Source organism: Celeribacter sp. PS-C1, from assembly GCF_019429625.1.
In the GTDB taxonomy this organism is placed as follows: Bacteria; Pseudomonadota; Alphaproteobacteria; order Rhodobacterales; family Rhodobacteraceae; genus Celeribacter.
On the sequence record NZ_JAHXRW010000013.1, the window covers coordinates 51,718 to 74,689 of the forward strand.

The 22,972-nt window shown below is 58.1% G+C and carries 21 protein-coding genes and 1 tRNA gene; 10 read left to right on the top strand and 12 right to left on the bottom strand.

The window, feature by feature from the left end; genetic code table 11:
• Nucleotide 1 precedes the first annotated feature (1 nt).
• On the top strand, nt 2-934 hold the full coding sequence (locus tag J5Y17_RS16275; protein WP_219786585.1) for a glyoxylate/hydroxypyruvate reductase A: 933 nt from the start codon (nt 2-4) through the stop codon (nt 932-934).
• 54 nt (nt 935-988) lie between these two features.
• On the opposite strand, the gene J5Y17_RS16280 is transcribed toward J5Y17_RS16275, so the two are convergent.
• Nucleotides 989-1,777: an SseB family protein gene (locus tag J5Y17_RS16280; RefSeq protein ID WP_219786587.1), complete on the bottom strand. Its 789-nt coding sequence runs from the start codon at nt 1,775-1,777 to the stop codon at nt 989-991.
• An 8-nt stretch (nt 1,778-1,785) separates the two neighbouring features.
• Nucleotides 1,786-2,364 (bottom strand): uracil-DNA glycosylase family protein, encoded by a 579-nt coding sequence (locus J5Y17_RS16285; protein ID WP_219786682.1) that lies wholly within the window; start codon nt 2,362-2,364, stop codon nt 1,786-1,788.
• Between the two features lie 98 nt (nt 2,365-2,462).
• Between J5Y17_RS16285 and J5Y17_RS16290 the strand changes: the two genes are divergently transcribed.
• From J5Y17_RS16290 to J5Y17_RS16325, 8 genes are all read left to right on the top strand, one after another.
• Nucleotides 2,463-2,837, top strand: coding sequence for a helix-turn-helix transcriptional regulator (locus tag J5Y17_RS16290; RefSeq protein ID WP_219786589.1), 375 nt, complete (start codon nt 2,463-2,465; stop codon nt 2,835-2,837).
• Nucleotides 2,834-3,859: a permease gene (locus J5Y17_RS16295; RefSeq protein WP_219786591.1), complete on the top strand. Its 1,026-nt coding sequence runs from the start codon at nt 2,834-2,836 to the stop codon at nt 3,857-3,859. The genes J5Y17_RS16290 and J5Y17_RS16295 overlap by 4 nt, the downstream gene beginning before the upstream one ends.
• Nucleotides 3,860-3,993: 134 nt before the next feature.
• Nucleotides 3,994-5,274, top strand: a complete 1,281-nt coding sequence (locus tag J5Y17_RS16300; RefSeq protein ID WP_219786593.1) for a Na+/H+ antiporter NhaA — start codon at nt 3,994-3,996, stop codon at nt 5,272-5,274.
• Nucleotides 5,275-5,476: 202 nt separating this feature from the next.
• A complete protein-coding gene (locus J5Y17_RS16305; protein WP_219786595.1) occupies nt 5,477-6,130 on the top strand; it encodes an ABC transporter ATP-binding protein in 654 nt (217 codons plus the stop codon).
• Complete coding sequence (locus J5Y17_RS16310) at nt 6,114-7,907, top strand: capsule biosynthesis protein (protein ID WP_219786597.1); 1,794 nt, start codon at nt 6,114-6,116, stop codon at nt 7,905-7,907. The genes J5Y17_RS16305 and J5Y17_RS16310 overlap by 17 nt, the downstream gene beginning before the upstream one ends.
• Before the next feature lie 109 nt (nt 7,908-8,016).
• Nucleotides 8,017-8,559: an EF-hand domain-containing protein gene (locus tag J5Y17_RS16315; protein WP_219786599.1), complete on the top strand. Its 543-nt coding sequence runs from the start codon at nt 8,017-8,019 to the stop codon at nt 8,557-8,559.
• A gap of 169 nt (nt 8,560-8,728) precedes the next feature.
• Nucleotides 8,729-8,803: transfer RNA gene (locus tag J5Y17_RS16320), tRNA-Gln, on the top strand.
• Between the two features lie 516 nt (nt 8,804-9,319).
• Nucleotides 9,320-10,372 (top strand): glycosyltransferase family 2 protein, encoded by a 1,053-nt coding sequence (locus tag J5Y17_RS16325; RefSeq protein ID WP_219786601.1) that lies wholly within the window; start codon nt 9,320-9,322, stop codon nt 10,370-10,372.
• A 13-nt stretch (nt 10,373-10,385) separates the two neighbouring features.
• On the opposite strand, the gene J5Y17_RS16330 is transcribed toward J5Y17_RS16325, so the two are convergent.
• The 9 genes from J5Y17_RS16330 to J5Y17_RS16370 form a co-directional block, all read right to left on the bottom strand.
• Nucleotides 10,386-11,318, bottom strand: a complete 933-nt coding sequence (locus J5Y17_RS16330) for a lysylphosphatidylglycerol synthase domain-containing protein (protein ID WP_219786603.1) — start codon at nt 11,316-11,318, stop codon at nt 10,386-10,388.
• Nucleotides 11,308-12,006 carry a hypothetical protein gene (locus J5Y17_RS16335; protein WP_219786604.1) on the bottom strand — a complete coding sequence of 233 codons (699 nt, stop codon included), beginning with the start codon at nt 12,004-12,006 and terminating at the stop codon, nt 11,308-11,310. Before J5Y17_RS16335 ends, J5Y17_RS16330 begins: the two co-directional genes overlap by 11 nt.
• A 110-nt stretch (nt 12,007-12,116) precedes the next feature.
• Nucleotides 12,117-13,685, bottom strand: coding sequence for a hypothetical protein (locus J5Y17_RS16340; protein WP_219786606.1), 1,569 nt, complete (start codon nt 13,683-13,685; stop codon nt 12,117-12,119).
• Between the two features lie 528 nt (nt 13,686-14,213).
• Nucleotides 14,214-14,681, bottom strand: a complete 468-nt coding sequence (gene cynS / locus J5Y17_RS16345) for a cyanase (protein WP_219786608.1) — start codon at nt 14,679-14,681, stop codon at nt 14,214-14,216.
• A gap of 13 nt (nt 14,682-14,694) precedes the next feature.
• On the bottom strand, nt 14,695-16,410 hold the full coding sequence (locus J5Y17_RS16350) for a bifunctional protein-serine/threonine kinase/phosphatase (protein ID WP_219786610.1): 1,716 nt from the start codon (nt 16,408-16,410) through the stop codon (nt 14,695-14,697).
• A gap of 60 nt (nt 16,411-16,470) precedes the next feature.
• Complete coding sequence (locus J5Y17_RS16355) at nt 16,471-17,313, bottom strand: formate/nitrite transporter family protein (protein ID WP_219786613.1); 843 nt, start codon at nt 17,311-17,313, stop codon at nt 16,471-16,473.
• Nucleotides 17,314-17,445: 132 nt separating this feature from the next.
• On the bottom strand, nt 17,446-17,766 hold the full coding sequence (gene nirD / locus J5Y17_RS16360) for a nitrite reductase small subunit NirD (RefSeq protein WP_219786614.1): 321 nt from the start codon (nt 17,764-17,766) through the stop codon (nt 17,446-17,448).
• A complete protein-coding gene (gene nirB / locus J5Y17_RS16365; protein WP_219786616.1) occupies nt 17,763-20,216 on the bottom strand; it encodes a nitrite reductase large subunit NirB in 2,454 nt (817 codons plus the stop codon). The genes nirD and nirB overlap by 4 nt, the downstream gene beginning before the upstream one ends.
• 324 nt (nt 20,217-20,540) lie before the next feature.
• Entirely contained in the window at nt 20,541-21,686 is a 1,146-nt protein-coding gene (locus J5Y17_RS16370; RefSeq protein ID WP_219786618.1) for an alpha-D-ribose 1-methylphosphonate 5-triphosphate diphosphatase, read from the bottom strand.
• A gap of 78 nt (nt 21,687-21,764) precedes the next feature.
• Here J5Y17_RS16370 and J5Y17_RS16375 point away from each other — a divergent pair, with 78 nt between their 5' ends.
• On the top strand, nt 21,765-22,448 hold the full coding sequence (locus J5Y17_RS16375) for a DUF1045 domain-containing protein (protein WP_219786620.1): 684 nt from the start codon (nt 21,765-21,767) through the stop codon (nt 22,446-22,448).
• On the opposite strand, the gene phnN is transcribed toward J5Y17_RS16375, so the two are convergent.
• Nucleotides 22,430-22,972: a phosphonate metabolism protein/1,5-bisphosphokinase (PRPP-forming) PhnN gene (gene phnN, locus J5Y17_RS16380; protein WP_219786622.1), complete on the bottom strand. Its 543-nt coding sequence runs from the start codon at nt 22,970-22,972 to the stop codon at nt 22,430-22,432. The two genes, J5Y17_RS16375 and phnN, sit on opposite strands and share 19 nt — an antisense overlap.

Sequence of the window (22,972 nt, forward strand, 5' to 3'; positions counted from 1 at the left end):
GATGACGCTGACCCTGCTGTTTTCCGCGCCCGACCGGATTTGGCCCGCCTATGAAGCCGTGCTGCCACAAGCCCTGAAACACGCCGGCCTCAAGGCCCGTCTCACCCGCGCGGCCCCCCCGGAAGAGGTCGACTACATCGTCTATGCCCCCAATGACGTGCTCAAGGATTTCACCCCCTACGCAAACACCAAAGCCGTCTTAAGCCTCTGGGCCGGGGTCGAGAAAATCGCCCCCAATGCGACGCTCACCCAGCCGCTCTGCCGCATGGTCGATCCCGGTCTGGCGCTTGGGATGCGGGATTATGTCGTCGGCCATGTGATGCGCTATCACCTCGGCATGGATCGTCATATCCACGGACTGAACGGCCAATGGGATCATATCACGCCGCCGCTGGCCAAGGACCGCTCGGTGACAATTCTAGGCCTTGGAGAATTGGGCCGGACCTGTGCTGTGGCCCTTGCGCAACTTGGCTTTAACGTCACGGGCTGGTCTCGGCGCCCCAAAGAGATTGACGGTCTCACGTGCCTCCACGGCCCCGATGGCCTCGCTCAGGCGCTGAGCACCGCCGAGATCCTCGTCACACTCCTGCCCGACACGCCGGCAACCCAAAACACTTTGAACGCCGACACGCTTGCGCTGATGCTCAAGGGCGCGCGTATCGTGAATCCGGGGCGCGGCACTCTGATTGACGACGTTGCGCTTTTGGCGGCTTTGGACAGCGGTCAGATCGACCACGCCACACTCGACGTCTTCCGCACCGAGCCCCTGCCCGCGGATCATCCATATTGGGCGCATCCCAACGTCACGGTCACGCCGCATATCGCCGCCGAAACCCGCGCCGACACCGCTTCCGGCGTCATTGCGGAAAACATCAGACGCTCTGAGGCGGGTGAACCGCTGCTGCACCTCGTGGACCGCAGCGCAGGGTACTGACCCGCCCCCTCGCACTTCGCGCTTGCGTTTCCTTTGTTGCGATAAAGACTCACATCACCGCAGTTTCGGCGGCGAATTCGGGTCCATCCCCGGCGCCGACGGTCCGGTCGAGATCGGTTCAGGCTCCGGCAAATCGAAACGCAGGCCAAAGCGCGCCAAAGGCGCACAGAGCGGATCGGAGGATTTGAAAAACGCGACATCCAAGGCGCCCGCCTCGACGCCCGAAAAAATCAGCGCCTCGGAGACAAGTTTCGCCAAGGCATCTTCCGCGCCGGGAATTTGATCCACGAAGGCCAAAAGGTGCGAGCGCACCCCATCTTCGTATTTCACCCCTGCGAGATAAACGAGCTTCGCCAGTCCGCCCGCGATCGCCAGTTTGGCATCCAGAGCCACGATCAGCGCTTCGGGAAGACCTGCAGGCGGGAAAATCTCTTCGGCTTTGCCATGGCCCTCGGTGGGCGCATTGCCCAGGGTCGCATGCAGCCAATCGACCGCCGCCCCCGGCAAAAGCATTTCAGACGGCGCCACGGACAGGTTTAGCCCCAGGCCATAGCCCGACCCCGCCAGCATTTCCGCCAAAACCCGCCCCGACATAGCGGCATAGGGCGCATGGCCCGCGAATTCCGCCAGACGTTGCTCGCGGTCAAAGGCCAGCACGAAATTATCCGCCTCGACCGGAAAGACACGCGGCGAGATCGGGCCTTCGCCGTCATGTTCCTCCTCCAAAAGCAGGAACCATTCGCCATCGGCCACCCGTTCAAAAAACCGCAGACGCGCGTTGTCATCGTCGGGAGCAGCCTGCATGGCGGCATGGGCCAGATCAATCGGGGTCTGTTCGGTCATCTCATCTCTCACAACAGCATTTGGATACGGGCGCGCAGGTCCGGCAATAGCTCGGCCTCGAACCACGGATTTTTCCTGAGCCAAGCCGTATTGCGCCAGGACGGATGAGGCAAGGGAAAGAGACGCGGCGCATGCGCGCGCCAGTGGGTCACGGCCTTGGTCAGACTGCCTTTGTGACCCGTATGATAACGGATCGCGTGGAGGCCCACGGACAGGATCAGCTCCAGATCGGTCAGCTCCGCCATCACCTTGTCATGCCATGTGTCGCGACAGAGCGCGGGCGGCGGCAGGTCCGATCCCTTGGCATCGTAGCCCGGAAAGCAAAAACCCATCGGCACGATGGCGATGCGGTCGCGGTCATAAAACGTTGCCTCATCCAACCCCAACCACGTGCGCAGCCGCTCGCCCGAGGCATCGGTAAAGGGCCGCCCGCTCTCATGCACCCGCGCGCCGGGGGCCTGTCCCGCGATCAGGATGCGCGCCGTGGGGCGGAACCAAACCACCGGACGCGGGCTGTGTCGCGTGGCCGTGGCGGCAAAGCGATCTGCGCAGAGGCGACAGTTTTGGATGTCATGAGCGAGTGTCATTCTGGGGTTGTAGCGCGAGGGCGCATGATTGGCCACTTGACTCATTTTGATATTTTTAGAAATATAGAAATGAATCACATCCTATGCCGGAGACCCTCATGTCCGCTCCACACCTCTCGCCACAGTTTGATGACCTATCTTTGGCTGAAGCCGCTAGCCTGTTTTCAGCGCTGGGGTCCGAGCAACGTCTCATGGTTCTGCGCACCCTCTTGAGGGCGGGGCCAAAGGGGCTGTCCATCGGCGAGTTGGGCAATCGCACCGGCATCACCGGCGCGACGCTGACCCATCACATGAAAACGCTCGCCGCCGTTGGCGTCGTGAAACAGGAGAAACAAGGCCGCTCGGTGATCTGCATCGCCGCCGATTACGACCAGCTGCAAAGCCAGCTCACCGGTCTTTTGGGCGAATGCTGTGCCGATTGCGCACCCGAGGATCGCTGTGACCGAGACCTGCCGAAAGGAACGGAGAAATGACTGATCTCACCCAGAGCCCGCCTCGCCTCCCGCAACTTTGGAAGCGGCTCGACAAGGCGCTTTTGGTCACCGGACTGGTGCTCTTGGCCGTGGTAATCTTTGATCCGACAAACCTGCTCCCGACCTTCAAATTCACGCTGGAAGCCCTGTGGGAAGCGGCGCCATTCCTGTTGTTTGCCATTCTCGCCACCGCCTACGTTCAGGCCACGGGCGCAGAGACCCTGTTGAGCAGAGCGTTTGAGGGCCGCGAGATGCAGATGATCTTTGTGGCGGCGCTTGTGGGGGGCATTTCGCCCTTTTGCTCCTGTCAGGTCATCCCCTTTATCGCCGCCTCGCTGGCCGTGGGCGTACCTTTGTCTGCCGTCATGGCCTTTTGGCTCGCCTCGCCCCTGATGGACCCGGCGATGTTCTTTGTCACTGCGGGCGAGTTGGGCATGGATTTCGCCATCGCCAAAACCGTGGCTGCCGTGGGCATCGGACTTTTGGGCGGCTTGGGCGTAAAACTACTGGGCGGCACCGCTTTGTTTGCCGATCCGCTCAAGGCCTTCGACAAGCCCTCTTGCTGTGCCACCTCAGGCCTGCGTGGCAAGCCGAATTGGAGTTTTTGGCGCGACATGGATCGCATCGCGACCTTCAAATCGAGCTTTCTCAAGAACTTGTTGTTCCTCGGAAAATGGATGCTGGTGGCTTACGCGCTCGAAAGTGTGATGCTGTCCTACCTGCCCGCCAATGTGATCGCCTCCGTTATGGGCGGCGAGGGCCTTAAACCGATCTTGATCGGCGCGGTCGTGGGCGCGCCCGCCTATCTCAACGGGTTTGCCGCCGTGCCGCTCATGTCCGGGCTGATCTCACAAGGCATGGCCGAAGGCGCCGCCATGTCCTTTATGATCGCGGGCGGCATTTCCTGCATCCCGGCGGCCGTCGCCGTCTGGGCGCTGGTGAAACCGCGCGTCTTTGCGGCCTATATCGGCTTTGCCCTCATCGGCGCGGTGCTCGCCGGGGTGATCTGGTCAGCCTTCTGACCCCCCTGCGAGCGCGACCAGAAGAGGCCCGCGCTTGCTCTGAAAGCCCAGTTGAATTATCCCGACTATAGGGTTTGGCGAACATCCGGCCTCCGGATGCCTCCCAGACGGGATCGGGCTAAGAAGGGCTGAGCATGTATAAGGTCTGGAATTTTGTTACCAACTATTCGCTCCTCTTGATCCTTGGTGCGATTTTGGCGCTGATCTGGGCCAATGTGGATGCGCATTCCTACCACGCTTTTGTCGAATACCCGATTGCCGAGAATTTCTTCATCGGTCACGCCCATATTGATGATCACGGCCATGTCCACCGAACATTGACGCTGCACTATCTGTTCAACGATCTCTTTATGGCCTTCTTCTTTGCCATTGCGGCAAAAGAGGTCTGGGAAGCGGTGATCCTCAAAAATGGCAGCCTGCGCGGAAAAAAAGCCGCCACGCCGCTGATCGCGACCTCTGGCGGGATGCTGGGGCCGATTGCGGTCTATCTGGGCCTCGCGATGCTCATGGGGTCCGACACCTTTGATGCGGTGAAAAACGGCTGGGCCGTGCCGACCGCCACCGACATCGCCTTTTCCTATCTGGTGGGCCGCGTGGTATTTGGCGCGGGGCATCCGGCGGTGCGGTTCCTGTTGCTTTTGGCCATCGCGGATGATGCCGCAGGTCTCGTTATTCTAGCGATTTTCTACCCCACGGGTGAGCTTGGACCGCAGTGGCTTTTGCTGTCGTTGGCCGCTGCTGTCGCGGTCTTTGTCTTCGCCAACTGGCTGCCGCGCAAAATGGATGCGGGCAATCAGCTTCGGCCCAACTCGACTTGGATGCGCAAACACCTGTCCTTCTGGCCCTATCTGATCGCAGGTTGTATTTCCTGGTATGGTTTCATGCGCGCGGGCATTCACCCGGCTTTGGGCCTCTTGCCCATCGTGCCGACCATCCCGCACGCCGACCGCGCCTTCGGCATTTTTGCCGCCGCCGAAGAGCATCTTCATGACCTGTTGAACGACATTGAACACAAGCTCAAAGGCCCGGTTGAGGTCATCCTGTTCTTCTTCGGCCTCCTGAACGCGGGCGTTGAATTCAATGCGATCGGCGATCCGACCTGGCTTGTGCTGGCGGGCCTTTTGATTGGCAAGCCTCTTGGCGTTTTGGTCATGGGCGCTTTTGCCGCGCATGCGCTCAAGCTTGGGTTGCCTGCGGGGATGCGCACGATTGATCTCTTCGTGATCGGCTGTGTCGCGGCCATCGGTTTTACTGTGTCGCTGTTCATCGCCGCCGTCGCCTTTGACGGCAACGCCATGCTTGGTGACACTCCGGTTCAGGCCGCCGCCAAGATGGGCGCGTTGTTCTCATTCTTCGCAGCCATCGTGTCAATCGTGGCGGGCAAGCTGTGCGGCGTTAAGAAACAATCGGCGTAAAAGAGCCATATGCAGGCGCTACTGTTTCTGCACCAAGGTTACAAACTTGCGATTTGGCCGCTTTCCTGCCACATATGCGCGATCAAAAGCATTCTTGCCGCAGATGCGGCGACATATTCTGGCCGAAATGGCCGTGTAAGACAGTCCATTAAGAAGCCCCATGTAAACGTTGGGTGTTGAGGCAGTATCAGGGCGCGTAGAGATGCTCGAATTTGACAATGTCAGCAAGTCCTTCTGGACGGGCAAGCAGCGCAAGGTGATCCTTGATCGCGCGTCTTTTCGTGTCGAAATCGGCAACTCCCTCGGCATTCTCGCCCCCAACGGCACGGGCAAAACCACGATCATCAATATGATGTCCGGGTTAGAGAAACCCGACGAGGGCGAAATTCGCCGCAGCTGTCGTGTGTCTTTTCCTTTGGGCTTCATGGGTGGGCTGATCGGCAAACACACCGCGCGCGAAAACGTTCGCTTCATCGCCGAGCTCTACGATCTTGATCCCGATTACGTAGAGGCGTTTTGCCGCTGGCTCTGCGAGTTGGACGAATATTTCGAAATGCCCGTGTCGACATTCTCTGCCGGAATGCGCTCACGCTTGTCTTTCGCGCTGTTGTTGGCGCTTGATTTCGATATGTATCTGATCGACGAGGGCATGCCCTCGACGGCGGATGTCAATTTCAACCGCAAAGCAGGTAGCATCCTGCGCGAGCGGCTTGAGCGCACCACCATCGTGGTGGTCTCTCATCAGGCCGCCACATTGGAAAAATTCTGTCGTTCCGCCGCCGTTCTCAGAAACGGCCAGCTTTATATGTTCGACACGCTGGAAGAGGCAAAGGCACTCTATGACTACGAAGGTTAAAGCCCAGAAATTCCGCGTCCGCCGGACACCGCGCGCCGCCGCCTCGTCTCAGACGAGCGCAGCCTCTGTGCGGGAGAACGATCCGAGCCTCGAGAGCCCCGCCCCCTCCGAGGTAAAAACCGGGGACATTCTCGATGACGACAAACTGTTCGACACGGGCGCCAGCGCCGACGGATTTGGCGATGCGCCCTTTCCCGGCTCTGCCGCCGCAGACACCAGCGCCCAGCCCCGGCGCCGCACGGCGCCGCGCGGATCCGTGGCCCGCTCTCTCGGCCAAGGCACTGAGGACAACGTCCTCAATGGTGACATCACCCCCGCCGACGAAACGGCCATCGACGCGGACATTGATGCAATCCGCCGTGAGGGGCTGACGGGACGGCAATTGCGGCTCGCCCGGCGCGTGGCGCAGAAACACGGGCTGGCGGCGACCTCAGATTTCGACGCAGTGCGGCTTTTGCGCAAGGCCGGAATCGATCCGTTCCAACGCGGTGCCATGCTCGATCTCGTGACCACGGAGGGCAAGGAACCGTCGCGCGAATTGACCACGACGGAGGGGCCGAAGCTGCCCAAGACCGTGGACAACAAACCCAACCTGCCCTCGAAAGACATCCTCGACCGGTTGACCCGCGAGGGCGAGATTTCGCAAATCCAGCAAGACATCGCCCGACGCCGTCGCCGCAAGATGGCTCTGCTCGCCGCCCGACTTGCGGTTTTCGTCGGCATTCCGACGATCCTCGCAGGGATTTATTTCTACACCATGGCGACGCCGATGTATGCGACCAAATCGGCCTTCATCATTCAGCAGTCCGAAGCCCCATCTGCCGCTGGAAGTGGCCTCGGTGGCATTCTATCCGGAAGCCCTCTGGCCACATCACAGGACTCCATCGCCGTGCAGGACTACCTGACCTCGCGCGATGCGATGCTCCGCCTCGATGCTGACACCGGGTTCAAGGCACATTTCGCCTCTGACGCCATCGACCCGCTGCAACGCTTGCCGGAAAACCCGACCAATGAAGAGGCCTACAAGGTATATCTTGATCGTGTGACCATCGGCTATGACCCGACAGAGGGCCTGTTGCGGATGGAGGTCGTTGCCGCCGATCCGCAGGTCTCGCAGGACTTCTCCGATCACCTGATCGCCTACGCGGAGGAACAGGTCGACCAGATGACCCAGCGCCTGCGCGAAGATCAGATGAAGGGTGCGCGCGAGAGCCTTGACGACACAGAGGCCAAGATGATCGCGGCGCAGGAAAAGATCGTGCGGCTGCAGGAACAGCTGGGGATCATCTCGCCGGATGCGGAAACCGCCTCGATTATGTCGCAAGTCTCGGCTTTCGAGACGCAGGTGCAACAAAAGCGTCTGCAGCTCCAACAACTTCTGGACAACCCCCGCCCGAACCAGGCGCGTGTTGAGGGCACACAGGGGGACATCCGCCGTCTTGAGAACCTGATCACCGATCTGCGGGCGCAACTGACCCAAGCCAACGAAGGCGCCGATTCTCTGGCCCGGATCACCGCCGAATTGCGCATGGCCGAGGTCGATCTGGCGACGCGTCAAGCGATGGCTGCCACCGCCATTCAGGCGCTTGAGATGGCGCGAGTGGAGGCCAACCGTCAGGTGCGTTACCTGTCGCTGTCCTCGCGCCCCGTCGCGCCCGACGAGCCAACCTATCCGCGCAAATTCGAGAACACGCTTTTGGCGATGCTGGTGTTTTCCGGCATCTACCTTCTGGCCTCGCTCACCGCAGCCGTGTTGCGCGAACAGGTCTCCGCCTGACACACAGCCGCGCCCAGTTTCAGCGCGGCTCCCCCTGCGACAATTTGGCGAAACGGAAACCTGCCGCCGATCCGTTCTATCTGCATATGACATGCGAAAGGAACGGACGATGAAACGTTTTGCTTTTTCTCTCGGTCTTCTTGCCGCGCTGCCCCTCGCTGTTCAGGCACAGGTCGGGTCTGCGCAGGGGTTTGGACCGCAATTCATGACCAACTGGGACTTGGACGAAAACGGCCAAGTGACGCGCGCCGAAGTGTTGGAACGGCGCGCAGACCTGTTTTACATGTTCGACTCGGATGAAGACGGGCACCTCAACGACGAAGAGTATGCAATGTTCGATGAGACCCGCGCGCTTGACCGCCAAATGCACATGGAAGACTACGGAATGACCCCCGGTCAGGCGGCCCGACAGGCAGCGGCCCCCAAAGGCCCGCAACAGGGCGGCAGAGGTCAGGGAATGGGCCCCGAACGCGGCAAGGGCATGGCCGCCGGGATAGACGCCGTGCAGGGTTCGATGACCCGTCTGTCCAATGATCTGAACGGCGACGGAACCGTGACTCGCGACGAATTCGTCAACAACGGCAAACAGTGGTTCGCTCGGATGGACCGCAACCGCGATGGCGTCGTCACATTGGCCGATTTCGGAAATTGATCCCCGAACAGGCGCACAACTGAAGGTCTTCACCTCTCTTTTCAGGCGGTCAGAGCATGCGCCCCACCCCGCCAAGCCTACCTCGCAACCCCGTCTTTCAGGTTTTTCACAAAAGGCTCGAAAAAGGGGTTGCACAGGACGCAGGGACGGACTAATTAGCGCCCCACGTTGGGGTGTAGCCAAGTGGTAAGGCAACTGTTTTTGGTACAGTGTACCGTAGGTTCGAATCCTACCACCCCAGCCATCTTTCTCTAGATCAATGAAGCAAGACCCGACGGACCAACCCCGCCGGAAAATGCCCCTGTTTTATGCCCCTGTGCCTTCTACGGGTGTCGAGCGTGTCGGGCTGCTGATCTAAGGCGGGCCATGTTAACGGGCCGCTAGAGCATGTTGATCACCGCAACCACTTGGTGATTAGGTGACACAATCCAGATTAGCGCGCGAATAACGGCCTTTGGTGGCGGAGATAAAGCCCCCCTCGGCAAGGCTGCCGAGGGCGCGTAGATGTTTCATTGGATCAGGCCCCAAATGCTTTTTTCTGCAAATGGCAAAAGGGGCTCATTTTTGGTCAAGACATTTTGTTCTCTCGGTCACAGTTTCAACAAAGATACATGCAACAAAAAGATGCGATCATTTGAGGTCGGCGAGCCTTCCCTCATGGGATCAAAATTGTTGACGGCATAGAAAGACAGCCATCTTATGAGTGCGGAGCATGTGAACGCACAGTTCGATGTACCCATATTCGAAGGAAACTCGAATTATGAACAATGACGCGCTCCCTTTAGTGGCTGTTGTAATCCCCTGTTACAAGTCTGCTGAAACTATTGCAGATGTGGTCGCGACTATTCCCTCATGTGTAGGTCACATTTTTTGCGTAAATGACGCCAGTCCGGATCGGCTTTCCGAGGTTTTGGAGGTTGTCGCCTCAACTGACACACGTGTTCAAGTATTGACGCATGAGATCAATGGCGGGGTCGGAGCGGCAACGATAACAGGCTACAAAGCCGCGATTGCGAATGGCGCTGAAATTATCGTCAAACTCGACAGTGATGGCCAGATGGATCCTCGCTTGATCCCCGCACTCATTGAGCCAATTGTTCAGAGGAAAGCGGACTATGTTAAGGGAAATCGCTTTTTCGATATTTCAAGCGTACAGCGCATGCCGACGGTGCGCTTGATAGGCAACGCGGGACTGTCGTTTCTAAGCAAGCTTTCTTCGGGGCACTGGCACCTGTTCGATCCGACGAATGGCTTCACGGCAATCCATGCGACGGTTGCAGAAATTCTACCACTAGACAAACTCCACAAACGCTACTTTTTCGAAAGTGACATCTTGTTCCGCCTTGGGACATTGGGCGCCTGCGTTCAGGACGTCCCGATGGAAGCCGTCTATGGGGAAGAACAAAGCGGGCTCAGTGAATTGGATGCCCTTTTCAAGTTTCCCGGCCTGCATCTGAGGAATCTGATAAAGAGGATATTCTATAACTATTTCCTTCGAGACTTCAGCACAGCGTCTCTGAGCCTCATCTTCGGCCTTTGCCTTTCTTTTTGGGGTACCATCTTTGGTGTCATGCATTGGATTGATAGTGCACGACTTGGAATTCCGGCCACGGCGGGAACCGTCATGCTTAGTGCGTTTCCAATCCTGATTGGTTTTCAGCTGCTCTTGAGTTTCCTTCACCACGATGTTGCCGCTTCAAGGAGGAACGCAATCTACCCTCAAATTTCGCGAGTTAAGGTTTTGCGCTCCCGTTCTGCACATCGCGTTGATGACACCAAGGAGAAGGCCGAAGCAGATGATGTGACGCGATAGAGAGTGGTTAGGATCATTTGTTGTACTGGCTCACTCCCAGCATTCTGGTCATGATTTCAATGAGTACACTCGCGAGACTGTTCGAGATTAAAAGCAGAGGCCGCGCGATGATCGCAATTCCCGCCGCAACGGGAAGTGGGAGGCCGAGAAAAACCAATACACCTGTCGCGCCTGCTTCCGCCACGCCGAAACCTGCCAGAGAAATTGCGATTGCGCCAGCGACATTGAGACCTGCCAACATTATCCAACTTTCTGGGAGCCCAATGGCATATCCAGCAGCGTGAAACCCCGCGAGTATACCGAGAGATGCGCTTCCCCAAAGGACCAGCGTCAGTCCCATAAGGCGAAAGCGTTCCATAACGCTCTTTGAGGGTTGGGTGACGCCAAAGACCGTTTCTGTGTCATTGCGCCTTTTTCCACTCGGCCAAAATCGCTGAAGGACGGTTATGACAGTCGATGCGAATAGATCTGACCAATAAAGAGCGACCAAACAGACCATAGCCGCAGCAAAGGTAAAAATAGCAAAGTGACCGGTCGCACTCAGTCCTAGGCATCCGAAACCCAAAACCGCACAGATGTCTCGCAATCGTGTTTCTGCGATCAGGCGAGATGCCTGCAACATATCCAGTCCCAACATCTTTTTGGCCAGAATAGGAAAGGACAGATCCCCAAAACCAGAGGGAGCAAACATAAACACCAGCTGGTGACGAGCCGTTAGCGACAACCATATCGGAAAAGGAAAAACCGTGTTTTTTGGTGCCGTAAGGAAAAATATCGCCGCCCGAACAACCAAAACAAATACATAGGCCGCGACTGACGGGAGAAGGAAGACGGGTTTTATTTCCTCGACATTAAGGTCTTGCCGTAGGGCGAGCCACATCAGAACGGCGAACAAAGTGAAGCTGACCGCCCCTCCTTTCAAAAGCTGTGCACCCTTAGAGGTCATACCCTAAATCCGCAGCTGTCTTTCCGCATATCGCCTGCTCGAGCCGACGGTCTCGAAGATCATCGCCCTTTGGCGCTATGTTTACACGATGCCGAAACTCTTCTGCAGAGATTTCATGCGTGAGGGATATGTCCAAAGTGTCGAATATTTGTGAGGTCGTATGACGGCTGATCTCGGGATTGGAAGAGAATAGATCTTCACACCGAACGCGGATGTAGCTTTCTGCAACAGCCTCCAGCGCCGCAATACGTTCATTGCACCAATTCCAGCGATGCAGGTTTTTAGCAAAGGGAGTCAGTTGCGCCCATCCCTCCGGGCGAGGCACAGGAAAGGGTTTCGCGAACGGAATATAGTCAATAACATTTCGGTAACGTGCCGATGCCTTGAATGTTGTCATGGATTGTGACCACGCGCCCGGAGAGCGTATCATGTGGACGATGCGCAATGGAACGGGACTTTCCGCGACAAGGTCCGTCACGGGACACAAAAACGGATTGATCTCGATATACTTACCAGTTTTCCCGTGATTTTTTTGTTGGTGATGTCGGGCAAGCCAACGTGTTGCCTCCTTCAGCATCCCCCAGTCATTTCGAAGATTTCCCATCATCATCACGTAACGCGAGGGTGATGGCTCATGCTCAACTGTGACGCCTGGACAATGCCGCGTGATCAGGGTCTCCAAGAACATGGTCCCGGTTCTTCCTGCGGACAGAACGTAATAATATGCTTCTGAACCCAACTGCGCCCTCTCGCCCTCAACACATGCACTTGGTCGCGCATTAAATGCGTGAAATTAGATCACATGTTGTCATGGTTGCCGTCCTGGCCACATATAGCAAATTCATTTTCTTCGGCGGCAATGAAGCGAAGGTCGTTATAGGCCCTCACATTCCCGAAAAGCGCCAAATCGTTAGAAATGTCGGGTTCCAACCACACATCACGCCAAACAATCAGCCGCACATCGTATTTTTTCAAAATTGCGCAACGGGTTTCGACAGAAATCCCATGATCAAAGAAGGTCGTATTGGCATCCTTTCGTTCAGCCATGTCAGGCACTTCGGCAAAGAGTCTCGGGATTGCGACAACGGAAAGAGAGGAGGCTTCGATTGGAAACGCAGTTTGAAGATGCGCGATCGCGACGCTGTCCCGGGGCACAAGAGTTTCGGCGAAAGCTGTGGCTTTAAGGATTGTCGCGCTCCACGTCTTGGGTTGTCGAGAAACTTCGCCGGTCTCAAGAAATGTCCGCGCACGATTATATTTGTGTGTGCCGTACAGAATTCCATAGATGAGCGTGCCAAGAAGAATGATTAATATTCCGTTCTTGAAGATCGTGACATATCGCTTCGAGGAAGGCGTGAGGATCGCAGAAACCAGCCCTAGCTGTAAAATAATCGCGACAAAAGGAAGGACGCGCACATTAACCCAACTCTCAACATATGTCAGGACTACAAAGCCTGTTCCGACGACGAGAAAGGGTAGAAAGAGCTCCAATCTAAGGCGGCGTCGATGCCAGTCGAAGAACCCCAATATCCCGACTAAACCGAGACCCAGAACCCACAATATTTTGGTAGCGTACGAAAAATCATAGGACAGGAAGCGCACTGCATCGTGGCCATGACGGACATTTTCATTCAACACATAAGCAATAGGATTTCCATAGATCCAGACCTGTGTCAGGAGCAAGCCAATGAAGACGCTAGCGCTGAGTAGAAAACGGTGTCGCCACGTTGCTTCACCGGGTGCAAAAAGAAGAAAAGCACCTGTCATGCCAATACCAAACAGCCCCTGAAGCTGATGCGAAATCAACATGATGAATGTCAGAGTAGCCAATGCGAACATATGAACTGGAAGCCGCACGCTGCCCCTCAGGCTTTTCAAGGCAACCCACCATGTCCAGAACGACAGCCCGATAACGGGGGCATAAGGATAGGCAACCGAAAAGAGCGTGGTTCTTATTGTTGTGTATCCCGTGTGATCGACTTGCTCTATCCATGTGCCAAATATTGCGACCAGTAAGACCAAGGGTGCGACGGGTGTTTTCCAATATTGACGCGCAAAAACCTGTATTCCGCCTAAAATAACCGCGATGGCCCCAAGGGCGGATACACGCATGGCATCGAATTCATCACCGCCGAATGAGCGGGTGATAATCGCAACGAGAATGGACCAAGGCGTATAGGAGCGGGACGGATCCATCGTATCGACATGCGGATTGGCCGCATGAAATGGAGAGGCAATTAGCTCTCGAAAAACAGACAAGTGATGCCAGATGTCTCTTTCATAGGACACAACAGCCGCAGGTTCGTAGAACACTCTTGCAATGACGATTAACGAGAGCCCGGATGCTACAAAGTATGCGACAGACATTATCAAATGACTGTTTCTGCCCGTCCCTTTGTATCTCATACTCACAACCCTATGTGGCGTAAATCTGCTTGTTCAAAACGCATAGTTACCAACAGATACATCATATTTGATCATTTATGAATTTTTCTGTGACTGACACACCTCGCCGCCCAGCGCCAAGGGTTCACTGATGCTGCCGCCTACTGGGCGTGGTTGGCGGACTATGTGATTTACAATCGGATCCCCCGCTAACACACTCCTCGGCGGGCCTCAGGGTTCGCCGGGGGGACACTTTACTTTCTTTTTCGTGGACGAGGCCAAGCAGCGAGATCTCCAGAAAAGGACTCCCGAGATACCTAAACTGCCCCAGAAGAGTCCCCAGAGACCATAGCGGTTCGAGAAAGCCGAAGAGGTTCATCGACCTCTAAGGCTTCCTACCACCCCAGCCATCTTCTTTCTTAGCGACACTGTTCTCTGGCCCTAGTCCCCCCCCGTTGGCCGTGAGACGTAACTGTGCGCGCTGTGACCGACCTGGAAAGTCTGCCCCCTTCACCACGCGTTGTATTGTAGGTATTTGCCGGACATTTTGACCTCGACCCGGTCGCCTTTCGGGTTCTCAATTCGTTCGACGGACATGTCGAAATCAATCGCTGACATGATGCCATCGCCGAATTTCTCATGGATCAACGCCTTAAGCGTCGGGCCATAGACGCCGACGATCTCGTAGAAGCGATAGATGCAGGGATCGGTCGGCACGGTTTGCGTCCACTCTTTTGTCGGGCTGTCCGCCAGAATCTCAGCCGCCTCGGCGGGCAGGTTCAGCGCGGCGACCAAGGCCTCGGCTTTCTCCATCGGAAACGTGTTCATCCCCATGCAGGCGGAATGGGTGAACACCGGTGACATGCCGATGGTCGCGGCGATGCCTTCCCAGCTCAGCCCCTGTTTCTTCTTGGCGATGAGGATGAGGGCGGTCACGTCTTCTTTGGTCATCAAGGCGTCGGTCACGATGTCTTTCATAGTCTCTCTCCTGTCAGTTTATGATGAGTGTTGTGAGGATGATCACGATCACCGCCAATACGGCGGAGACCCCTTGCCAGAACCGCACAGGGTTCTTTTTCATCAGCGGCACATGACGCGCGGCATCCCAGCTTTGCCCAGGGCGTTTCAGTTCGGCCACGAATTCCGAGAGCGCCTCATAGCGCCGCGCGGCGTCGGGCTGGGTCGCGCGTTTTAGCGCGGCGTCCATCCAGGCGGGCACGGGGCTGTCGTCGTCGCGCACCGGGCGGTAGGTCAGGCGCAAAAGATCGCGCCGGGTCTGGATGCGCGCCACCTCGGCACCAAAGGGCAAACGCCCGGTCAGCATCTCATAGGCGATGACGCCCAAGGCATATTGATCCGACCGCCAGGTAACGAAATCGCCGGAGAAATATTCGGGTGCCGTGTATTGAAAGGTGCCGGGCATATGGCCCAGAACTCCCGCAGTGGCCTCCTCCACCCCGGCGACGGATGTCGAGCCCAAGTCGATGATTTTCACCGTGCCCGCGTCGTCGATCATGATGTTCTCGGGCCGCAAATCCTGATGCAACATTTCCTTGCGGTGAAAAGCGCGCAGGCCCACGACGATCTGGCTGATAATGTCGCGCACCTTGTCGAGATCGGGCGCAGGATGGTCGTCCATCCACTGCCGAAGCGTGCGGCCCTCGACCCATTCGGTGACCACATAGAGCGCGCTGCGCTCTGCGGGAGCCGTGGCGGCGCGCAGCACGTGAGAGGACGTCAGACGCCGCGCGATCCATTCTTCCAAGACGAAGCGGTTGAGATAGGCGGGGTCTTCGGCCATTTCCACGGTCGGTATTTTCAGCGCGACTTTTTCACCCATAAGCCCCTCGGCGAGGAAGACATGCGAGCGCGCGGTGGAATTGACCGGACGCAGGATGCGAAACCCGTCGATCACATCGCCCGCCTTGGGCAGGGGCGGCAGGGGCAGTTTGGCGAGGTCCAGTTCCAGCTCCGCCTCGGGCAGGCTTTCGACGCGGGCGAACATCACGGTGAGGTTGTCCTTAGAGCCTCGCTCATAGGCGATTTGGCCGAGTTGCGCCGCCGCCGTATCGAGACTGGAGGCCTCCAGCGCGCGGATCACATCCGCCGCCTCGATCACCTCATGCACCCCATCGGTGGCAAGCACAAAGACATCACCGAGGGTCAGCGACACCCGCCGATAATCGACCGCAACCTGAGCGTCCAATCCCATGCCGCGCGCGAGATAGCTTTCTTCGTTGGACAGCACCGCGCGGTGATCTGTGGTCAAAGGCTCAAGCGCCTCGCCAACCAGCCGGTAAATCCGACTGTCGCCCAAGTGAAAGATATGCCCGTCACGGCCTTTAAAGATCAGCGAGGAGAGCGTGCAAATCTTGCCCGCATTCATGTCTCCCAAAGCGGCGTTCTGACCGTAGAGCCAGGCGTTGGTGGCGGAGATCACAGTGGTCGCCGCCGTGCGTGCGGTCCAGGCGTCCGAGGTGGCGTAGTAATCTGTCAAAAGCGCGGTGACACTGGCCTCGGCGGCCTCTGCACTTGTGGCGCTCGACGAAATGCCATCGGCGACAGCCAGTGTAATCCCTTTGAGAGAAAGCGCGCTGCCTTCGGGCACCCGTAACCCGCAAAAATCCTGATTTTCAGGTTTTCGACCAGCCTCCGAAAACTGACCAATCGAAACCGTGAGCTTTGTCGATGCGGCGTCTTTCGGCATGGTATGGCCTCACAAAAAAGACAGGCCCCGCTGTCGCGGAGCCTGTTCGGGGAAGTCCGATTACTCAGCCGGCACGCCCTGCACGGAAGCAGTCGAGGCGTTGCGCTTCGGCGATTCCTTGAAGTGGGTGGCGTAGATCATGCCGCCGACAAAGGTCAGGCCGCCGACGAGGTTACCCAGAACCACCGGGATCTCGTTGTACATGAAGTAGTCGCCCCATGTGAATTCACCGCCCAGCATGATGCCCGAGGGGAAGAGGAACATGTTCACGATGGAGTGCTCGAAGCCCAGATAGAAGAACACGATGATCGGCATCCACATGGCCATGATTTTGCCCGACACGGAGTTGGACATCATCGCGGCAACGACACCGGTGGACACCATCCAGTTGCACAGGATCGCACGGACGAAGACAGTCAGGAGACCCGCACCACCGGCAGCGGCGTAACCAAGCGTCCGGGCTTCGCCGATGGAGCCGATTTTCTGGCCGACGGCGTTGGGTTCCTGAGAAAAGCCCATGGTGAAGATGATTGCCATCAGGATTGCGGTGGTCATCGCCCCCGCGAAGTTGCCAACGAACACGAGTCCCCAGTTGCGGAACACGCCTTTCCAGGTGCAACCCGGGCGCTTCGCGATAACGGCCAGAGGTGCCAGCGTGAAGACGCCGGTCAAAAGGTCAAAGCCCAGAAGGTAGAGCGTGCAAAAGCCCACCGGGAAGAGCAGAGAGGCCACGAGGAAGTTGCCGGTGTTGACCGCGATGGTCACGGCAAAAGCGGCGGCCAGTGCGAGGATTGCGCCCGCCATATAGGCGCGGATCAGCGTGTCTTTGGTCGCCATGAAGATCTTGGATTCGCCCGCATCGACCATTTTGGCGGCGAATTCCTTGGGTTGTACATAAGCCATTGAATTGTCCCTGTTTGGTTTGTTCTTTGATGTTGGCCCCTTCACCTCATCAGGCATGAGGAGACCGTTTGCAGCGCATTGAGTATGCGTGCAGTCTTTCCGTGAGCCCGAGAGCCCGTACCGTGATAAAGTTCAGAGACCGAGCAATACGGTCTCGCCGTCCAGTTTGACCGGGAAGGTCAGGCTCATCCCCTCATCGGCACCTTGCGCGGCGCCGGTTTCGAGGGAAATGACCCAGTTGTGGAGCGGGCATGTGACACAGCCGTCGTGCACGATACCATCGCTCAGTGGCCCGTTCTTATGCGGGCATTTATCTTCGAGGGCGAAAAGGCGGTCGTCCGTGGTGCGGAAGATGGCGATGGTCATCTCGCCATTCTTCACACAGCGCGCGCCTTGACGCGGGATGTCGTTCAATGTGCCGACTTCAATCCAGGTTTTGCTCTGCATATTCATTCTGCTGCCTCCAGATTGAGGGTGGCCAAGGGTTTGAATTCATGGGCTTCGGCGCCCGCAACACGTTCGGCCCAGGGATCGACCTGCGCGAATTCTTGCGAGTAGCGGAAGCGTTCGGCGAAGGCTTTGCGCTCGTCCAGATTGTCGTAGATCACCTCTTTGATGTGATCGTAGCCAAGCCGATCCGCCCATTTGTAGATGCGCTCAAGGTAGAAGCCGGTCTCGCGATAATATTGCGTCAGCGCGCAGACAGTCTCCATGACCTCTTCTTCGGTTGCGACTTTGCCCAGCACGGTCGTGCCTTGAATATGAAGGCCCGCAGCGCCGCCGTAGACGATTTCATAGCCGCTATCGACGCAAATGATGCCGATGTCCTTACAGGTCGCCTCGGCACAGTTGCGCGGGCAACCGGTGACAGCGAGCTTGAGTTTTGCCGGAGACCACGAGCCCCAGAGCGCTTTCTCCAGTTTGATACCGAGACCCGTCGAGTCCTGAGTGCCAAAGCGGCACCAATCCGTTCCGACACAGGTTTTCACGGTGCGCAGACCTTTCGCATATGCGGCCCCCGAGACCATGCCCGCCGCGTTAAGATCGGCCCAGACCGGGATCAGGTCTTCTTTTTTCACGCCGAGCAAGTCGATGCGCTGACCGCCGGTCACTTTGACGGTCGGAATGTCGTATTTGTCCGCCACATCGGCAATCGCACGCAGCTCATCGGGCGTGGTCATGCCCCCGAACATCCGCGGCACGACAGAATAAGTGCCGTCTTTCTGGATGTTGGCGTGAACGCGTTCGTTGATGAACCGCGACTGCTGATCGTCTTTGTATTCGCCCGGCCAGTCGGCCACGAGATAGTAGTTCAGCGCCGGGCGGCATTTGGCACAGCCCTCGGCCGTCGTCCATTCCAGCTCCTGCATCACGGCGGGGATGGATTTGAGGCCCTTCGCCTTGATCATGCGACGGACAAAGCCGTGGCTATGGCTGGTGCAGCCGCACATGCCCTGCGCCGCCGGGATGACGAAATCATCGCCCAAGGTGATGCCCATGATGCCTTCGACCAAGTTCGTGCAGGTGCCGCAAGACGCAGAGGCCTTGGAATGCGCGCGCACATCGGCCAGAGAGGTCAGGCCCTTGTCGGTGATGGCCTTGACGATCATCCCCTTGGTGATGCCGTTACAGCCACAGATCTCCGCGTCATCCGGCAGGGCCGCAACCGCCGCCAGTGGATCAACCGAACCGCCGCCTTGGTAGGCCTGACCAAAGATCAGGGTTTCGCGCATCTCGGAGACATCGTCGCCCGAGACCAGCATCTGGTTGTACCACGCCCCATCGGCGACATCGCCGTAGAGCACTGCTCCGATAAGTTTATTGTCTTTGAGGATGACCCGTTTGTAGGTCCCGCGTTGCGCATCGCGCAGCACGATGTCTTCGCGCCCTTCGCCTTCGGCAAAATCGCCGACGGAATAAAGGTCGCAGCCTGTGACTTTGAGTTTTGTCGGCGTCTCTGCGTGGGCAAAGGCGGCATCAGAGGGGCCGGCCAAATGCTCGGCGGCCACTTTGGCCATGCGGTAAAGTGGGGCGACAAGGCCATAGACCATGCCGCCCACTTCCACACATTCCCCCACGGAATAGATGTTCGGGTCAGAGGTTTTCATCGTCGCGTCGGTGACGATGCCGCGATTGACCTCAAGGCCCGCTTCTTGCGCCAGCGTCACGTTGGGACGGATGCCGACGGCCATCACCACGAGGGAGGCGTCAATCACACGACCGTCGGCAAGTTCCACACCCTCGACCTTCTTCGAGCCGATGATCTGTTTGGTGTTCGCTTCGCAGAGCACTTCGATGCCACGGCTCTCCAGTTCTTTTTGCAAAAGATACCCGGCGGCGGTGTCGAGCTGACGCTCCATCAGCGTCGGCATCAGGTGAATGACAGTCACCTCCATGCCGCGCAGTTTCAGACCCGCAGCCGCCTCAAGGCCAAGCAGACCGCCACCGATCACGACAGCCCGCCCGCCCTTTTCAGCGGCGGCAATCATGCCGTCGGTGTCATCGAGATCGCGGTAAGCCAGAACACCCGGCAAGTCCGATCCCGGCACGGGGATGATAAAGGGGTTGGATCCTGTGGCGATGACAAGCTTGTCGTACTCGGCCACGATCCCGCTCTCGGAGATCACTTTGCGCTCATGGCGACGAATCTCGGTGATCTTGTCGCCCTGATGCAGCGTGATGCCATGCTCGGCATACCAGCCTTCGCCATGGATGATGATGTCGGCATAGGTCTTTTCGCCAGACAGAACCGGCGAGAGCATGATGCGGTCGTAGTTCACACGCGGCTCGGCGTTGAAGATGGTGACCTCATAGTGGTCGCTCACTTCGAACAGATGCTCGAGCATCCGGCCTGGGGCCATGCCATTTCCAACGATAACAAGTTTTTGCTTTTGAGCAGTCATAGCGGCACTTCCTCTCAGAAACTCGGCTCACATGAGCCAGATTGTCTTTTGGTGAGAATGCAGCGCCGTTGCTGCGGGCCCCGGATCAGAGGGGCATATGTGGGTCACGTCGCGTCCTTGCGACATGCGAGTGCATCACTCGTTGAAGTCAGCTTTTAGGAAACCCGCGTGATCCGGCAAGCCCCTTATGTGGCCTTACCCTCAGTTTTTTCGCGGATGCAGCATGGTTTGATTAAACTTTACGCAGGATTTCCACAAAAGCTGCGATTTAAGAGGCGAAACGACAAGGCTCCGCCTCTTGGAAATGTGCCGAAACGCAGCGGATCAGCCGACCTGACGCCCATGCGACCAGACGCCCCGAACCACCGGAGTGCCTTCGATTCGGGTGATCCGCACCAGATCAGCATGAAGCCCCAGCGCGATTCGACCACGATCCGAGAGGCCCACGGCCTCCGCCGGATTGGCGGTCACGGTGGCGATCGCACGAGGCAGATCGTCCCACAGATCCGCCAGCAAAATCGCCGAAGTCATCAGCGCGGAGGGCACGTAATCCGAGGAGACAATGTCCAGCAACCCGCGCTCCGCCAGCTCATGCGCCGCGACATTGCCGGAATGCGAGCCGCCGCGAATGAGGTTCGGCGCGCCCATCATCGCCGCGATGCCATGAAGTTTACAGGCCTGCGCCGCCTCCACCGTGGTCGGAAATTCCGCCACCCGCACGCCGTTCTTGCGCGAGACCTCGACGTGATCCGCCGTGGTATCGTCATGGGAGGCCAAAACAGCCCCTAGACGCCGCGCCTCGGAGACCGCGACCTTTTCATGCCGTGCGCCATAGGTGTCGCGCAGTTCATAGAGGTGCTCGACATGGTCGTCGAACTCGGTGTCCGTCATGCCGCGCTTTTTCTGGACATAATCACGCAGTTTCTCAATGTCGCGAAACTGCCGTTGCCCCGGCGTGTGATCCATGAGGGACACAAGACCCACACGATCCTCCGGCGTAAACTCAGCCAGTTCGGCCTCCAAGGTTTCCGAACAGACCTCTGCCCGCAGATGCAGGAAATGGCTGATCTTCAACGCGCCCAGATCGCGCAGATGCATCACCTCTTTCGACAGGCTGCGGGCGTACTTGTGATAGCCCGCGTCACCCTTGCGGCGGTGAATGGACCCCACGCGCATGGCATCGAACACGGTGGTGATACCCACAGAGGCGAGTTCGGCGTCATGGGCGAGGATCGCTGCCTGATGCGGCCAGTCGACCTTGGGGCGCGGTTCGATATGGCGCTCGAGGTTGTCAGTATGAAGCTCGATGAGGCCGGGGATCACCATATCGCCGCCCACATCGACGGCGCCCGGCACCGCTGTGCCGCCAGCGCTCACATCTTTGATTTTGCCATTTTCGACACGCAGAGTGCCTTGGATCACCTCCGTCTCCAAAACGATCCTTGCATTGGTCAAAGTAAAATCGGTCATCACATCGTCCTTGTCAGAGGCGCTTCATTGCCCGATCCATGTCACATGGATGTGACAGGGACCAGATAGGACAGCGCCATGGATGAATTCAAAAGATACGCGGTCTATTACGCCCCGCCGCCGGGGAAATTTGCCGCATTTTGTGCGCATTGGCTGGGTTGGGATGCTTTCGACGGCATAGAGCTGCCGCATCCCATCGTGGACGGCCTGCCCCTGCCCGTCTCCGAGATCACCGCGACGCCGCGCAAATACGGGTTTCACGGCACGCTCAAACCACCGTTTCGCCTGACCGGCACACGCGCCGAGTTGATGGCCGATCTCGAAGCCTTCGCTTCGGCGCATAAGCCTGTCGTTTTGGAGGGTCTCACGCTCACCCGCATCGGCGGTTTTCTGGCGCTGACGCCTGTGGGCGATCTGAGCGCGTTGGAGACGCTGGCCGGAGAGGTGGTCGCTACGCTCGACCCGCATCGCGCGCAGCCGTCTGAGACCGAATTGGCACGTCGCCGCGCGGCGGGGCTTTCGCCGCGGCAGGAGGCTTTGCTGAGCCAATGGGGCTATCCTTACGTGATGGAGGAATTCAAATTCCACCTGACCCTGACCGGCAAACTCACCGAAGCGCAGGCCGAGGCCACAGCCAAAGCCCTCACCCCGGTGATCACCTCGCTCCTGCCCCGGCCCTTCGAGATCAAGGACCTGTGCCTGTTCGGCGAGGCGGAGGATGGCCGGTTTCATTTGCTGCACCGTTACACCCTCTCCGGCTGAAGTGCTGCGAGAAACGACGTCACAGCCTCATCGAGTGCGCCATCGTTTTCGACGCGCCTGACCGGCAGGCCGGGCGCGATGTCGTATTCGGCGCGGGCCAGACGTTTCTCGATCTCCTCGCGGCTTTCGCGACCACGGGCCGCCAAACGGGTTGCGAGAACCGAAGGCGAGGCGGTGATCAGCAGAACCCCCATATTGGGATAGAGCGCGTAAGCCTCTGGCAGGATCGCGCGCGAGCCGTTGAACAGCACATCGCGGCCCTCGTTCAGCGCAGTCTCAATCGCGAGTGGCACGCCGTATTTTAATCCATGCGCCTCCCAATGAAGTGCGAACTCTCCGGCCTCCAGACGGCGGTCGAATTCCTCGACGGTGACGCCTTCGAAATCCTCGCCGCCCGCTTCGGTGGGCCTAGTGATCACGCGTTTGGCGACAGCCAAATCGCGCCGCCGTTCCAATGCGGCCTCGATCAACGTGTCCTTGCCCGCCCCCGAGGGGCCGACGATGGCATAGAGACGCCCGACCAT

What these genes read in the sequence shown, in the direction of transcription:
- J5Y17_RS16275 (WP_219786585.1), top strand. Translation starts at nt 2, where the DNA reads ATGACGCTGACCCTGCTGTTTTCCGCGCCCGACCGGATTTGGCCCGCC.
- J5Y17_RS16280 (WP_219786587.1), bottom strand. Translation starts at nt 1,777, where the DNA reads ATGACCGAACAGACCCCGATTGATCTGGCCCATGCCGCCATGCAGGCT.
- J5Y17_RS16285 (WP_219786682.1), bottom strand. Translation starts at nt 2,364, where the DNA reads ATGACACTCGCTCATGACATCCAAAACTGTCGCCTCTGCGCAGATCGC.
- J5Y17_RS16290 (WP_219786589.1), top strand. Translation starts at nt 2,463, where the DNA reads ATGTCCGCTCCACACCTCTCGCCACAGTTTGATGACCTATCTTTGGCT.
- J5Y17_RS16295 (WP_219786591.1), top strand. Translation starts at nt 2,834, where the DNA reads ATGACTGATCTCACCCAGAGCCCGCCTCGCCTCCCGCAACTTTGGAAG.
- J5Y17_RS16300 (WP_219786593.1), top strand. Translation starts at nt 3,994, where the DNA reads ATGTATAAGGTCTGGAATTTTGTTACCAACTATTCGCTCCTCTTGATC.
- J5Y17_RS16305 (WP_219786595.1), top strand. Translation starts at nt 5,477, where the DNA reads ATGCTCGAATTTGACAATGTCAGCAAGTCCTTCTGGACGGGCAAGCAG.
- J5Y17_RS16310 (WP_219786597.1), top strand. Translation starts at nt 6,114, where the DNA reads ATGACTACGAAGGTTAAAGCCCAGAAATTCCGCGTCCGCCGGACACCG.
- J5Y17_RS16315 (WP_219786599.1), top strand. Translation starts at nt 8,017, where the DNA reads ATGAAACGTTTTGCTTTTTCTCTCGGTCTTCTTGCCGCGCTGCCCCTC.
- J5Y17_RS16325 (WP_219786601.1), top strand. Translation starts at nt 9,320, where the DNA reads ATGAACAATGACGCGCTCCCTTTAGTGGCTGTTGTAATCCCCTGTTAC.
- J5Y17_RS16330 (WP_219786603.1), bottom strand. Translation starts at nt 11,318, where the DNA reads ATGACCTCTAAGGGTGCACAGCTTTTGAAAGGAGGGGCGGTCAGCTTC.
- J5Y17_RS16335 (WP_219786604.1), bottom strand. Translation starts at nt 12,006, where the DNA reads ATGTTCTTGGAGACCCTGATCACGCGGCATTGTCCAGGCGTCACAGTT.
- J5Y17_RS16340 (WP_219786606.1), bottom strand. Translation starts at nt 13,685, where the DNA reads ATGTCTGTCGCATACTTTGTAGCATCCGGGCTCTCGTTAATCGTCATT.
- cynS (WP_219786608.1), bottom strand. Translation starts at nt 14,681, where the DNA reads ATGAAAGACATCGTGACCGACGCCTTGATGACCAAAGAAGACGTGACC.
- J5Y17_RS16350 (WP_219786610.1), bottom strand. Translation starts at nt 16,410, where the DNA reads ATGCCGAAAGACGCCGCATCGACAAAGCTCACGGTTTCGATTGGTCAG.
- J5Y17_RS16355 (WP_219786613.1), bottom strand. Translation starts at nt 17,313, where the DNA reads ATGGCTTATGTACAACCCAAGGAATTCGCCGCCAAAATGGTCGATGCG.
- nirD (WP_219786614.1), bottom strand. Translation starts at nt 17,766, where the DNA reads ATGAATATGCAGAGCAAAACCTGGATTGAAGTCGGCACATTGAACGAC.
- nirB (WP_219786616.1), bottom strand. Translation starts at nt 20,216, where the DNA reads ATGACTGCTCAAAAGCAAAAACTTGTTATCGTTGGAAATGGCATGGCC.
- J5Y17_RS16370 (WP_219786618.1), bottom strand. Translation starts at nt 21,686, where the DNA reads ATGACCGATTTTACTTTGACCAATGCAAGGATCGTTTTGGAGACGGAG.
- J5Y17_RS16375 (WP_219786620.1), top strand. Translation starts at nt 21,765, where the DNA reads ATGGATGAATTCAAAAGATACGCGGTCTATTACGCCCCGCCGCCGGGG.
- phnN (WP_219786622.1), bottom strand. Translation starts at nt 22,972, where the DNA reads ATGGTCGGGCGTCTCTATGCCATCGTCGGCCCCTCGGGGGCGGGCAAG.